The organism is Acinetobacter sp. UBA3106 (assembly GCA_002365595.1).
GTDB lineage: Bacteria > Pseudomonadota > Gammaproteobacteria > Pseudomonadales > Moraxellaceae > Acinetobacter.
The window spans coordinates 169,767-181,965 of the sequence record DFAM01000009.1; the positions used below are offsets into that span (position 1 = coordinate 169,767).

Consider the following 12,199-nt stretch of genomic DNA (forward strand, 5'->3'; position numbering starts at 1 on the left):
GCAAAAATAGCGCGTCAGCAACTGGATATTCCGATTTGTTATGCCGGACATTATATTAATGGCGGGATGAGCATTGGCGGTGCCATGTATCCCCAACATGCAAAAAATAGCTCAATGTTGTTGCGCTGTGCCGATGTCGCTCTGAATGATCTTAAAATGAGTGGCCGTGGCGGTATCCGGATGTTCCAGAGTACCATGTTTAAGAGCATACAGCTCACCACCAAACAGCTTGCGCTGGCCCGGGCGATTATTCATCACAATAAAATTTTTCCGGTCTATCAGCCCAAGGTCAATCTTGCAGATGGAAAAGTCATTAGTTTTGAAGCTTTGCTGCGCTGGTATGATGCAGATGATCAAATCCAGCTGCCCTCACATATTTTTTCTGCATTTCAGGACTATGAACTGGCCACACAAATTAGTGAAATCATGCAGCTGAAAGTGTTTCAGGATATGAACCGCTGGCTGGCAGCTGGCCTAGAATTGTTACCGGTTTCCATTAATGCTGCACCTGTTGAATTTTTAAGGGATAACTATGCTGAAAAACTGTTAAGCCGAATAGCTCAATTTAAGATTCCCCATTCTCTGATTGAAATAGAAATTACTGAACAGAGTCTTTCTGACCGTGGTTCCGACTATGTGATCCGCGCGCTTAAATTATTAAAACAAGCTGGTCTGAGCATTTCATTAGATGATTTTGGTACAGGTCATTCATCCTTGACCCGGTTAAGAGATTATCCGGTCGACTGCCTGAAAATTGATCGAAATTTCATCAAAAATATGCACACTGATCCTTCGGCTCTGGCTATAGTCAAAGCGATTAGTCAGATTGGTAACAGTATCTCGCTGGATATTTTGGTAGAAGGCATTGAGAAAAAAGAGCAGGTGGAAGCCCTTCAAGCCTGTGATTGTCATAGTGGACAAGGCTTTTATTTTTATCATCCCATGATCTTTCAGGATGCTACACAATTATTGAAGCCTGTAGCGCATACAACGCAACCCATCAGTTCCTCTAGTTAATCAATTACGTGCATTCATACTCGCAGTCATCCTAGGCTTTGCTGGCTTATGATATGACTGGATTACCTGTCCAGGATTTGAAATCTTCACATGATAGAAGCTTTCCTGATCATGAACAGATTCAACGAACCCAGCGCACAATATATTCATCAATATCATCTTCATTGACTTCTGATTCGGAAATACAACGACCCGCTGCGGATTTTCTGGCTTTGATCACACTACTGCGAGTGCCTGTATTTAAATAATGCCAGGTAGGTAAATTTTTGCCTTCGTCTAAACGACGGTAAGCGCAGCTTGATGGAAGCCAGTGAATATTGGCCAACTTTTCCGGCGTCAGCTGAATACAATCCGGCACATATTCCAGACGCTGTTCATAATTACTGCAACAGGCTGTTTCGCAATCTAAAAGCTTGCAGGCCACTTTGGTATAAGCGACTTCTTGCAGTTCTTCATCTTCTAACTTGATCAAACAACACAAACCGCAACCATCGCATAATGCCTCCCATTCGGCAGGATTAAGTTCAGTTAAAGTGTATTTTTTCCAAAATTGTGGACGCAATTGTTCAGTCATAGTAAAGAAAAAATTGAAAGGAAGCGGCTTATTATAACGCGTTATAACGTGTTCAAGTTCACAATTTAAGAATGTGATTTTTACTTCAAATCATATATTTGCTGTCAAAGTGAACATTTTTTCAACATAAGCATAACACTGTTGGAAATTTTCCGCCCCTATACTAAATCTACTTTAAATCTACTTTGAAAATAACAACACATGGAGAAAGCTTATGTTCCGTTGGGCCATTATTTTTGCAGTTATTGCACTGATTGCTAGTCTATTAGGTTTTGCTGGTGTCGCAGGATTATCTAAAGATTTTGCGGTTATTTTACTCGTCGTTGCCGTTATTTTGGCAATCGTCGGCTTCCTCTCTCGAGGAAGAATTTAGTTAAATGACTTCCGCTTAAAAATATCTTACTCGATATAAAAAAGAGCCTGATCAGGCTCTTTTTTATATGCGTTTTTTGCTGTCGTTCTTCTATTTTAACAATACAAAAATAGATGATTTTTAGGCGATTTCCATTCAGTTTTCAATTTCATGAGTTAAATCGCTCTTTATCTGACTTAGCTTATGTAACTAATCTCGGCACATTAATAAAGTCGTAAATTAAGGACGTAAATGACGTGGTCGAAAGCCGGTTGCCAATAGACCAATGCCATAAGCCACCACACCGATTACGCACAAACCGGCCACTTCAAGGATACGTATCCACTGCGATACATCTCCGTTGTACCAGCTTAAGCCATACCACAGTGCAGCAATCATAGCAGCATTGGCAATCCCATACTGGAGAAACAGCTTTTTCCAATGTGCGCCAAAACGGAAAATATTGCGTTGATGCAGATAGAAATACAGCATACCGGCATTCACCAGTGCAGACCCTGAGGAAGCCAAGGCCAGCGCCATGTGCTCAGCCTCCCAATGAATCAGTTTAAAGAAACCAATAAACACCACGTTTAAAATCGCATTGGCAGCTACCGACATTAATCCGACCCGAACCGGGGTACGGGTATCTTGCTGGGCATAAAAACCGGGTGCAAAAACTTTAATCAGCATAAAGGAAATCACCCCGGCACTCATACACTGCAAAGCCAAAGCAGTCATTTGCGTATCTTCAAGGGTAAATTGTCCACGTTGGAACAAGGCCTGAATGATCGGAGTAGAAAGCATAAACAAGGCAATGCTAGCTGGAATGCCGACCAGCATAATCACTTTCGCTGCCCAGTCAATCATGCCACGGAACTTGATCTGATCCTGTTCGGCATGCCGTGCAGACAATGACGGTAAAATCACCGTACCAATCGCTACCCCGATTAATCCCAAAGGCAATTCCGTCATACGTTCTGCACTGTATAACCAAGACACCGAACCATCCTGCATGAAGGATGCCCAAATGGTATTCAACAGCAAGTTAATTTGCGTGACCGATACACCAAATAATGCCGGAAGCATCAATTTCATGATGCGATCGACACCTTCGTGTTTGAAATCCACTTTCGGTGGAATAAGTAAATTTTTGCGCCAGAGCTCCGGAATTTGAATCACCAGCTGCAAGATACCCGCAACCACAACGGCCCAGCCGAGCGCCATAATCGGTTCAGCCATGTAGGGCGTTAACCACCACGCACCGGCAATCATGGTGATATTCAGCAAAACCGGTGAGAAAGCCGGAGTTGAAAAAGACCCATAACTGTTCAAGATACTGCTGGCAAAAGCCGTCAAAGACATAAACAGCAGATAAGGAATGGTCAGACGGAACATGTCTGTGGCTAAAGCAAATTTTTCCGGGTCGTCATGGAAACCCGGTGCATAAATATACAGCACTGCAGGCGCCGCAATCATGGCAATAAACGTCAGCGTGGTCATAAAGGTAGCCAGACATCCAAACACCCGGCTAATCAGAATTTGCACTTCTGCATGGGTTCGTGTGGTTTTATATTCGGTTAAAACCGGTATAAAGGCTTGCGAAAATGCCCCTTCGGCAAACAGCCGCCGAAAAAAGTTGGGAATACGAAACGCCACCACAAAGGTATCGAAATCTTTACCTGCACCAAACACATTCAGCAATACCACATCTCGGACTAGACCCAAAACCCGAGACAACATGGTCATTGCACTTACAATAAAGGTCGACCGCCAAAGCGCCATCGTAACCACCCAGTGAAAAAATTAAGTCGCTATTGTAATGAAACTCGAAATAGAGTTTCGTTATTTAATCATAAAGCCTGCCAATTAATGCTTGGCTTGCTGCTGTTGCAATAAAGTTCTGAATTTAACCCAGTCAAAACATGGTCCTGGATCGGTTTTACGTCCAGGTGCAATATCGGAATGTCCTGCCAGATGTTGTAGGATCTTCGGATAATGAGCTTGTAATGCTGCAGTCACCTGTGCCAGTACGACATATTGAATTTCTTCAAAAGGCTGGTCATCACTACCTTCCAGCTCAATCCCGATAGAATAATCATTACATTCTTTTTTGGCTAAATAGCTTGAACGTCCGGCATGCCAGGCACGATCATTGAAATTCACGAATTGCAGTACTTCACCACTGCGTAAAATGAGCAGATGTGCAGAGACCTGCATGCCTTCAATGGTTTGAAAATAAGGATGCTGGGACCAATCCAGCTGATTTTGAAAAAACTGTTCAATATAACCGCCACCAAACTGTGACGGCGGCAGACTGATGTTATGCACCACCACCAGTTGAATCTCGGTTTGCTCGGGACGTGAATTATAATTTGGGGAAGGTAGCTGCCTTGCACCGATTAACTGACCATCGATGACCTGAAAAAAGGGTGCCTGTTGCATAATCCAATCCTGAGTCCGATTTATATAAGCTGATGATTTTAGCGCAATCCTAAAACTTTAAACTTAAAATCTCAAATTCTGCAGATAAAAATCGCTTGAAAAAAACATTTCTTTTAAATGAACAATGCTAATATAACGCGCAATTTTCATGGGTTAAAAAAGATACGGAAATACTTATGAGCATCTCTCAAGCCTTGCTGGAACAATCGATCCAAATTAACATTCAACAAGCATTACAAGAAGATATTGGCGAAGGTGATATCACCGCTTTATTAACCCCTGAAGATGAACAAGCCACTGCCACCATCATCAGCCGTGAAGAGATGGTGCTTGCCGGTCAGCCTTGGGTCAATGCTTTAATTCAGGCCTATGATGCAACGGTACAGGTGACTTGGCTGAAAAATGATGGTGACCGCGTCCAGGCCAATGAAGCCTTTTTAAAACTGGCGGGTTCGGCGCGCAGCCTGCTGACCGTGGAACGCCCTGCCCTGAATTTTGTCCAGACGCTTTCTGCGGTGGCCACTAAAACAGCTGAATATGTAAAACAATTACAAGGCTTAAATACTAAGTTGCTCGATACCCGCAAAACCTTGCCAGGCTTACGTATTGCACAAAAATATGCAGTGGCCGTTGGTGGTGGTCAGAACCATCGCTTAGGTTTATTCGATGCCTTTTTAATTAAAGAAAACCATATTATGGCAGCTGGTGGCATTGCTCAAGCCATTGCCAAGGCACATAACATTGCACCGGGTAAACCCGTGGAAGTTGAAGTTGAAACCTGGGATGAACTGAATCAGGCTTTAGAAGCCAAAGCAGACATCGTGATGCTGGATAACTTTAGCCAACAGCAAATGATTGATGCCGTTCAGTATGTTGCCGGTCGTTGCAAACTGGAGGCATCAGGCAACATTACGATTGAAAATTTACGTAAAGTGGCAACAACTGGTGTGGATTATATTTCGATGGGTGTTTTAACCAAAGACGTCAAAGCGGTTGATCTATCCATGCGTTTTAATGCTTAAGTTTGCTCAGTGTCATTTTGCGGTTTAGATTCCGGTTTAGAAGTTAAATCCTGAATTTCACTGGCTGGTGGGTTCTGTTGCCAGGCGGATGGCATGGATTTTTGTTCTGAAGCTCGTGGATCACTGGTCATGAGTGCCAGCGTTACCACGGATACCAGCAGGATTATAATATTTAACATTCTATACTCCTGTAAATAAAGCATTAGTCTAGACCCTGAATATGAGCTGAATATTAAGCAGGCGTTTCAAAGCGTTTGGCTATTGCAAGCTTTTGTAGCCCTTGTTCTCATATTCTGGATATAAAAAATGCACCTTCAGGTGCATTTTTTTATATATTTAACTCAATAACTTACCAGCCTAAAGCTTCCTGTTGTTTTTTAATCAGTTCTTGAATGCCTTTTTCAGCCAATTCAAGCATTTCATTACATTGTGCACGGGTAAACGGCTTGTCTTCAGCAGTACCTTGCAGCTCGATGAACTCACCTGCTTGAGTCATCACCACGTTTAAGTCAGTTTGGCAGTTTGAATCTTCTTCATAACACAAATCTAGCAAAGCTTCGTCTTGATACATACCGACAGAAATCGCAGCAACCAGACCCTTCAGCGGATCTTGTTTAATTTTCTTGGTTTCAAGCAATACATTCATGGCATCAATTAAAGCCACAGCTGCACCGGTAATAGATGCAGTACGGGTACCACCATCCGCCTGAATGACATCACAGTCGATGGTAATGGTATTTTCACCCAGTTTTTTCAAATCCACCATGGCACGCAAGCTACGACCAATCAGACGCTGAATTTCCTGAGTACGACCACTTTGTTTACCACGAGCGGCTTCACGGTCACTACGGGTATGAGTTGAACGTGGCAACATGCCGTATTCAGCAGTAACCCAACCTTGTCCCTTGCCTTTTAAGAAACGCGGCACTGAATTATCAATACTTGCAGTACAAAGAACTTTAGTATGACCAAATTCAATCAATACTGAACCTTCCGCATAACGTGTATAGTTACGGGTAATTTTTACGTCACGTAATTGATCTAATGTACGTTGGTCGATACGCATAATGAGTCCTTATTTTGGCTAAAATTCATTGCGGTCTAGTATAACAGAAGCAAGCTTGAAGGTTTTGCCAGGACATTGTCTATTGGCAAAAACCATCAAGCCATTTTCACTGTATTTCGCATGAATAAGCTTCGCTCCAGTTCCTGCACTGAGGAGGATCGTCGCGATTTCGCCTTAAAAGCTCAATAATGATTTTAATTTTTGTGTCGATTGTTGAATAGAACTGGTCCATGAATTTGGCAATGAACATTTCGCCAAACGTACCCAAACACTGCCAAACTGTTTCATGAAACTGGCTTCATTGTAGTGAATACCATACTCTGCACATAAGGCACGAATTTTTGGTGCTGCTTCGGCATAACGGTTAGCAGGCATATCCGGGAATAAATGGTGTTCAATTTGATGACTCAAATTACCACTTAAAATATGCAGCCATTCTGTACCGCTAAAATTACTCGAGCCACGAATTTGACGTAAATACCATTCAGCACGGGTTTCAGTATCGGTATTGTCTGGTTCAAAGGTTTCGGCATCTTCAGTGAAATGTCCATTAAAAATCACCGCTGACGCCCAAAGGCTACGAATTACGTTAGCGACTGCATTTCCAGCAAATACAGGCAGTGCATTTGGACCGGCAATTAAAGGGAAAAACACATAATCCTTGGCAATCTGGCGTGTGGCTTTCTTGCGGAATTTTGCAGATTCAGCCCAAACCTCTTTCCAGCTTTTGGTTTTATAGGCAATCGCATCTTCCAAATGTAGGTTTTGTACGCCTACATACCATTCAAAGAACACCATGAGTTGAATGGCTAAAGGAATATTGAATAAAAAGCGCGGTTCCCATTTTTGCGCCTCACTGACCCGAATCAGGCCATAACCAACATCATGGTCCTTACCAACAATATTGGTATAGGTGTGATGGATATAGTTATGCGTGTGTTTCCAGTCATCACCTGTCGCCATGGTGTCCCAGTCATAATTGGCACCGTTCAGATTCGGGTCATTCAGCCAGTCAAACTGACCATGCATCACGTTATGGCCCAGTTCCATGTTTTCCACGATTTTGGAGATACCCAATAAACCGGTTCCCAATAACCATACGGGTGGAATCCAGCCGCCAAACATCAACATGCCACGTGATGCAATTTCACTATAACGGACAAAATCACGGATTTTATAAATGTACTGGGCATCTTGCTCGCCAATACTATCCATAATTTCACGGCGAATTGCATCGACCTTTTCACCGAATTCTGCAATTTGCTCTGCACTTAAATATTTTGATTTACTATTTTCTGGAAACTTAACTGACATATTCATTATTTTTCTCCTGAGTCATGCTTCAGCACCTATTCATAGCAGTGCAAGCAGTACTAAATTTTTTAAAGGTTGATCACTACAGGACTGACGGCTTGGCTAATACACAACTTAATCTGGCTATTGCTGTCGTGGTCAATTTCACCGGTGAGCAAGTTTTTAGTCGAACCGCTGACTTTAGTGCAGGTACAGGTATTGCAGATGCCCATGCGGCAACCATGCGCTGGTCTCAACCCCGCCTGTTCGGCACTTTCCAGCAAATTGGTTTTGGCTTCAAATTCTTGTTGGGCACGTAAAAACACCACTGGTTGTACTGCTGCATTTTCATCCACAACGACCTGAAAATACTCTTGTTTCAGTTGACCAGCAATCCCCAGCTGTTGATAAATCTGGTTCAGGCTTTGCATCATGCCTTTGGCTCCACAAGCATAACTTTGACGATGCTGAAAATCCGCTACGGTACGTTCAAGCAGCTCGGCAGTTAAATGTTGCTTCTGTGCCAGCGTGTTAAAATGGTGATAGTGAAACTGTGGATATTGTTCGGCCAATTGCTGCAATTCGCTATGAAAAGCCTCATCACGGCTGAAATAGATCAGGTCAATTTGACTGACTTTTTGGCGGATTGCCTGTTGCAATAAAGAATAAATAGCAGTGATCCCGCTCCCTGAAGCCAATAACAGAATAGGTGCAGAGGATGAAGTTAATGTGAAATCACCCTGAACTTGAGAGATTTCCACTACACTGCCTACCGTCAAATGGGTTAAAGCATTGGATACTTTGCCCTGACGTTTCACTGCAATGACCACGTTGCCATTTTCGGTAATTTTTACAATTGAATAACTGCGTTGCTCACGTACACCTGCAATCACTAGAGTCACTAAAATACTTTGCCCAGCATGAAAAGCATTAGCACGAAAATTATGATTCGGCTGCAACTGGATCTGATAGAAGTCTGAACTTAGCATCTGTACATCGACAATGCTGGCTTTGACTTTTTTCCATGCCCAAACCGGATTTATTTTTTCAGCAATAAAATCGACGAAATCTTCTCGAATCCATTGCGGCTGATATTGCATCACATGACTCATATGACGTTCCTCTTTTATTACTGGCTATTTATTTGAGTGAACAGGTGTTCTTATAGTGAACACTTGTACACTATAATGATTTTATGTTTCGGTCAACACTTGTTCACTGACATTCATCGCTAATTTTGTTTTTTTTTTGATAAACTTCTTTGCAGAATTTTTTTTAGGGTAGTCGAATGTCGATTCGGGATGAGCGTAAACAGCAGAGCCGCCAAGCACTTTTAGATGCAGCGTTGGCTTTAAACACGTCTGGGCGTTCTTTCAGCAGTATCAGTTTGCGTGAAATCGCACGCCATGTCGGCTTGGTACCGACTGCATTTTATCGACATTTTCAGGATATGAATGAACTGGGCCTGGAACTGGTCGATCAGGTGGCCCTGCATTTAAAAGGCATTTTGCATCAATTGGGCCAGGCTTATATTTATCAGCCAAATACCAAAGCTCAAATCAGTCTGGACCTGTTTTTTCAGGCCGTTGAATATCACCCAGAACCGTGGGTTTTTATGATTGCCGAACGCTGGGGTGGTTCAGAAGTGATTCGCCATGCCATTGCCCGGGAAATTAATTTTTTAGTTGAAGATTTGGCCAATGACCTATGCAAAATGGAAACCGTACAGCACATTCATAATGTGCCAGACCTGCGGGTCATTTCTAATATTTTAATTAACTTATCTTTTACCTGGGCGATGACCTGGATGGACATCAACCGTGAATATGAGGCTCAGGAACGCCTGGACCAACAAAAACAATTCAAGTTGCAAACCATTACTCAAGTGCATCTGATTTTCCGTGGCATCTCCAACTGGGATCCTTCCAAAGATTCTCTTTCTTCATAATTGAATAACGCCCAGATATAAAAAAACCGCCCAGATGGCGGTTTTTTAAAAGCCTGTTGCTTATTTGGCTTTACGTTCTTTTTCTACCAGGTAGCTGATGACTTGAGTCACTTTAGCATCTTCACCTTGCACCACATATTTACCATTCACCACCACCGCTGGCACACCACTCAGTTGATACTGCTGTGCCAACTGCTTGGCTTGTGCCACTTTTGAGGTAATTGCAAATGAGTTAAACATGCTGTTGAATTTGGCTTCAGGCACGCCATATTTTACAAAGAATTTGGCTTGTGAGTTTTGATCAAAAATCTGCTGACCATTGGCATGAATGGCATGGAATAAAGGCAAGTGAGTTTTCTTGCGCACTCCTAATGCTTCAGACACATAATAGCCACGTGCGCCTTGTTCCCACACCGGATTCATCGCCGCAGGAGTACGCACAAAGTTAACATCTTTAGGAATTTTTCTGAGCCAAGCCTGCATATGCGGCTCTAATCGGTAACAGTGTGGGCAGCCATACCAAAAGAATTCACGCACTTCAATTTTTCCAGGTACCTGAACTTTACCCGGGTTAGCCACCACGGTGTAATCTTTACCTGCAACGAAATTTGCTGCCATGGTGCTGCCTGACAAGGCGAAAATAGCCGTCGCTACGCTACCTAAAAGAAATTTTTTCATTGACCTTATTGTCCTCTAAATCATTATGCTTAATTTATGCGATCACTATAAATCAATTATGCCGAATTCGTTTTCATTCTGTGAACTTTTTTACGGCATTTATCGCTTTTTTTAGAATAAACGCTACACTAAGCCCCTATAACTTTTTTTGAATTATAACGACTTGATTGAGGTGATACCGATGTCGCAATTGAATGTTGATCCACAAGAAATTGCCAAATTTGAAGCATTCGCTGCCATATGGTGGGATCAGCATTCTGAGTTCCGCCCTCTGCACATGATCAATCCGCTACGTTTAAACTGGATTGATGAACATGCAGGTGGTTTAAGCGGTAAAAAAGTGCTCGATGTCGGTTGCGGTGGCGGCATTTTATCGGAAAGTATGGCGCGTCGTGGGGCCAATGTTTTGGGTATTGATATGGGTCTTGCACCTTTGAATGTGGCGCGAATTCATGCCGAACAGGAAGGCGTACAGAATATTGAATATCGCCAGATTCCCGTGGAAGAACTCGCCAAAGAACAGGCCGGGCAATATGATGTGGTGACCTGTATGGAAATGCTGGAGCATGTGCCTGATCCGGCATCGATTATTCAGGCTTGCCAAACCCTGGTCAAGCCGGGCGGTCATGTGTTCTTCTCGACCATTAACCGTAATCCAAAATCTTATTTATTTGCCATTATTGGTGCGGAATACGTCCTGCGTATGCTGGCCAAAGGCACCCATGATTACAGCAAGTTTATTAAACCTTCCGAGCTGGCACACGATATCCGTGCGGCAAATCTGAAACTTAAAGACATGACCGGCCTGCATTACAATCCGCTGACCAAACGTTACTGGCTGGCACCGAATGTCGATGTCAACTATATGGTGTATACGGTAAAAGAAGGTGCCTGATGAAAGCTGTACTGTTTGACCTGGATGGAACCCTGATTGACACTGCGGCTGACTTCATTCGCATTATTCAGGACATGTGCCGCGATAAACAATGTGAAATCGTGGCAGCGGATTTAATTCGTACCCAGGTGTCTGAAGGCGCACGGGCCATGGTAAAACTGGTCTATCCGGAACTGGATGTGGAAGATCCGGTTTTTCTCGCCCATCGCCAGCGTTTTTTGGACTTGTATGGGGAAGATATTGCGGTAGAGACCGATCTGTTCGAAGGCATGTATCCATTACTGGAACAACTGGAAAGTCAGGATATTCCCTGGGGGATTGTCACCAACAAGCCACGCTGGCTCAGTGAATCCTTGCTGAAAGCACTCAATCTGACCGAGCGCTGTTCGGTTCTGGTTTGCCCTGAAGATGTCAGCAAAACCAAGCCTGATCCGGAGCCGATGTACCTGGCAGCCAAGCAGATTAATGTTAGACCGGAAGACTGTATTTATGTCGGCGATCATCCGCGTGACATCGATGCCGGCCGTAATGCCCATATGTACACTATTTTGGCCGGCTATGGTTATTTACCATTGCAACACAAAGATGACTTAACAGCTTGGCAAGCTGATTGTATAGTGAAGTCGGTTGCAGAATTACATCAAGTGGTTAATCAATTAGTCGGCGTAAAACAAGATCATAATTCACTCATTTCATAAAGACATAACAATATAAACGAGGAGGTAGGCAATGAAATATTCAGAATATCAACCTCGCCCCGATCTGTTAAAAGATCGCATTATCCTGATTACAGGTGCGGGCGATGGTATTGGTCGTGCTGCTGCACTAAGCTATGCACTGCATGGTGCAACTGTAGTTCTGCATGGACGTACCCTAAACAAGCTTGAAGTCATTTATGATGAAATTGAAAGC

At 43.2% G+C, this 12,199-nt stretch carries 15 protein-coding genes; 7 read left to right on the forward strand and 8 right to left on the reverse strand.

Going from position 1 to position 12,199, the window contains the following annotated elements:
• A partial coding sequence (locus B4C48_RS03460; RefSeq protein ID WP_291354222.1) for a GGDEF domain-containing phosphodiesterase occupies window positions 1-1,017 on the forward strand: 1,017 nt, incomplete at its 5' end.
• Between the two features lie 121 nt (window positions 1,018-1,138).
• Here the strand turns inward: B4C48_RS03460 and B4C48_RS03465 are convergent.
• Window positions 1,139-1,591, reverse strand: coding sequence for a YcgN family cysteine cluster protein (locus tag B4C48_RS03465; RefSeq protein WP_291354223.1), 453 nt, complete (start codon window positions 1,589-1,591; stop codon window positions 1,139-1,141).
• A gap of 214 nt (window positions 1,592-1,805) precedes the next feature.
• Here B4C48_RS03465 and B4C48_RS03470 point away from each other — a divergent pair, with 214 nt between their 5' ends.
• Window positions 1,806-1,964: a DUF1328 domain-containing protein gene (locus B4C48_RS03470; RefSeq protein WP_291354224.1), complete on the forward strand. Its 159-nt coding sequence runs from the start codon at window positions 1,806-1,808 to the stop codon at window positions 1,962-1,964.
• Window positions 1,965-2,183: 219 nt separating this feature from the next.
• Here the strand turns inward: B4C48_RS03470 and murJ are convergent, their stop codons facing one another.
• Window positions 2,184-3,734, reverse strand: a complete 1,551-nt coding sequence (murJ, locus tag B4C48_RS03475) for a murein biosynthesis integral membrane protein MurJ (RefSeq protein WP_291354225.1) — start codon at window positions 3,732-3,734, stop codon at window positions 2,184-2,186.
• A 75-nt stretch (window positions 3,735-3,809) separates the two neighbouring features.
• A complete protein-coding gene (gene ampD, locus B4C48_RS03480) occupies window positions 3,810-4,385 on the reverse strand; it encodes a 1,6-anhydro-N-acetylmuramyl-L-alanine amidase AmpD (RefSeq protein WP_291354226.1) in 576 nt (191 codons plus the stop codon).
• Window positions 4,386-4,561: 176 nt separating this feature from the next.
• Here ampD and nadC point away from each other — a divergent pair, with 176 nt between their 5' ends.
• On the forward strand, window positions 4,562-5,407 hold the full coding sequence (gene nadC, locus B4C48_RS03485; RefSeq protein ID WP_291354227.1) for a carboxylating nicotinate-nucleotide diphosphorylase: 846 nt from the start codon (window positions 4,562-4,564) through the stop codon (window positions 5,405-5,407).
• On the opposite strand, the gene B4C48_RS03490 is transcribed toward nadC, so the two are convergent.
• The 4 genes from B4C48_RS03490 to B4C48_RS03505 all read right to left on the reverse strand — a co-directional run bounded on the left by B4C48_RS03490 (window position 5,404) and on the right by B4C48_RS03505 (window position 8,878).
• The gene (locus B4C48_RS03490) at window positions 5,404-5,586 is read right to left on the reverse strand and encodes a hypothetical protein (RefSeq protein WP_291354228.1); all 183 of its coding nucleotides are present in this window, start codon (window positions 5,584-5,586) and stop codon (window positions 5,404-5,406) included. The genes nadC and B4C48_RS03490 overlap by 4 nt on opposite strands.
• Window positions 5,587-5,756: 170 nt before the next feature.
• Window positions 5,757-6,473, reverse strand: coding sequence for a ribonuclease PH (rph, locus tag B4C48_RS03495; RefSeq protein ID WP_291354229.1), 717 nt, complete (start codon window positions 6,471-6,473; stop codon window positions 5,757-5,759).
• Window positions 6,474-6,647: 174 nt separating this feature from the next.
• A complete protein-coding gene (locus B4C48_RS03500) occupies window positions 6,648-7,793 on the reverse strand; it encodes a fatty acid desaturase family protein (protein ID WP_414631495.1) in 1,146 nt (381 codons plus the stop codon).
• A 62-nt stretch (window positions 7,794-7,855) separates the two neighbouring features.
• Entirely contained in the window at window positions 7,856-8,878 is a 1,023-nt protein-coding gene (locus B4C48_RS03505; RefSeq protein WP_291354230.1) for a ferredoxin reductase, read from the reverse strand.
• A 176-nt stretch (window positions 8,879-9,054) separates the two neighbouring features.
• Between B4C48_RS03505 and B4C48_RS03510 the strand changes: the two genes are divergently transcribed.
• Window positions 9,055-9,714 carry a TetR family transcriptional regulator gene (locus B4C48_RS03510; RefSeq protein WP_291354231.1) on the forward strand — a complete coding sequence of 220 codons (660 nt, stop codon included), beginning with the start codon at window positions 9,055-9,057 and terminating at the stop codon, window positions 9,712-9,714.
• 60 nt (window positions 9,715-9,774) lie between these two features.
• Here B4C48_RS03510 and B4C48_RS03515 read toward each other — a convergent pair whose 3' ends face one another.
• The gene (locus B4C48_RS03515) at window positions 9,775-10,392 is read right to left on the reverse strand and encodes a thiol:disulfide interchange protein DsbA/DsbL (RefSeq protein WP_291354232.1); all 618 of its coding nucleotides are present in this window, start codon (window positions 10,390-10,392) and stop codon (window positions 9,775-9,777) included.
• Between the two features lie 181 nt (window positions 10,393-10,573).
• Here B4C48_RS03515 and ubiG point away from each other — a divergent pair, with 181 nt between their 5' ends.
• The 3 genes from ubiG to B4C48_RS03530 all read left to right on the forward strand — a co-directional run.
• Window positions 10,574-11,287 carry a bifunctional 2-polyprenyl-6-hydroxyphenol methylase/3-demethylubiquinol 3-O-methyltransferase UbiG gene (gene ubiG / locus B4C48_RS03520; RefSeq protein ID WP_291354233.1) on the forward strand — a complete coding sequence of 238 codons (714 nt, stop codon included), beginning with the start codon at window positions 10,574-10,576 and terminating at the stop codon, window positions 11,285-11,287.
• The gene (locus B4C48_RS03525; RefSeq protein WP_291354264.1) at window positions 11,284-11,985 is read left to right on the forward strand and encodes an HAD family hydrolase; all 702 of its coding nucleotides are present in this window, start codon (window positions 11,284-11,286) and stop codon (window positions 11,983-11,985) included. The genes ubiG and B4C48_RS03525 overlap by 4 nt, the downstream gene beginning before the upstream one ends.
• Window positions 11,986-12,016: 31 nt before the next feature.
• A partial coding sequence (locus tag B4C48_RS03530) for an SDR family NAD(P)-dependent oxidoreductase (protein WP_291354234.1) occupies window positions 12,017-12,199 on the forward strand: 183 nt, incomplete at its 3' end.

Excerpts from the sequence above, each read along its gene's own strand:
- B4C48_RS03465 (WP_291354223.1), bottom strand. The coding sequence starts at position 1,591 with ATGACTGAACAATTGCGTCCACAATTTTGGAAAAAATACACTTTAACT.
- B4C48_RS03470 (WP_291354224.1), top strand. The coding sequence starts at position 1,806 with ATGTTCCGTTGGGCCATTATTTTTGCAGTTATTGCACTGATTGCTAGT.
- ampD (WP_291354226.1), bottom strand. The coding sequence starts at position 4,385 with ATGCAACAGGCACCCTTTTTTCAGGTCATCGATGGTCAGTTAATCGGT.
- nadC (WP_291354227.1), top strand. The coding sequence starts at position 4,562 with ATGAGCATCTCTCAAGCCTTGCTGGAACAATCGATCCAAATTAACATT.
- B4C48_RS03490 (WP_291354228.1), bottom strand. The coding sequence starts at position 5,586 with ATGTTAAATATTATAATCCTGCTGGTATCCGTGGTAACGCTGGCACTC.
- rph (WP_291354229.1), bottom strand. The coding sequence starts at position 6,473 with ATGCGTATCGACCAACGTACATTAGATCAATTACGTGACGTAAAAATT.
- B4C48_RS03500 (WP_414631495.1), bottom strand. The coding sequence starts at position 7,793 with ATGAATATGTCAGTTAAGTTTCCAGAAAATAGTAAATCAAAATATTTA.
- B4C48_RS03505 (WP_291354230.1), bottom strand. The coding sequence starts at position 8,878 with ATGAGTCATGTGATGCAATATCAGCCGCAATGGATTCGAGAAGATTTC.
- B4C48_RS03510 (WP_291354231.1), top strand. The coding sequence starts at position 9,055 with ATGTCGATTCGGGATGAGCGTAAACAGCAGAGCCGCCAAGCACTTTTA.
- B4C48_RS03515 (WP_291354232.1), bottom strand. The coding sequence starts at position 10,392 with ATGAAAAAATTTCTTTTAGGTAGCGTAGCGACGGCTATTTTCGCCTTG.
- ubiG (WP_291354233.1), top strand. The coding sequence starts at position 10,574 with ATGTCGCAATTGAATGTTGATCCACAAGAAATTGCCAAATTTGAAGCA.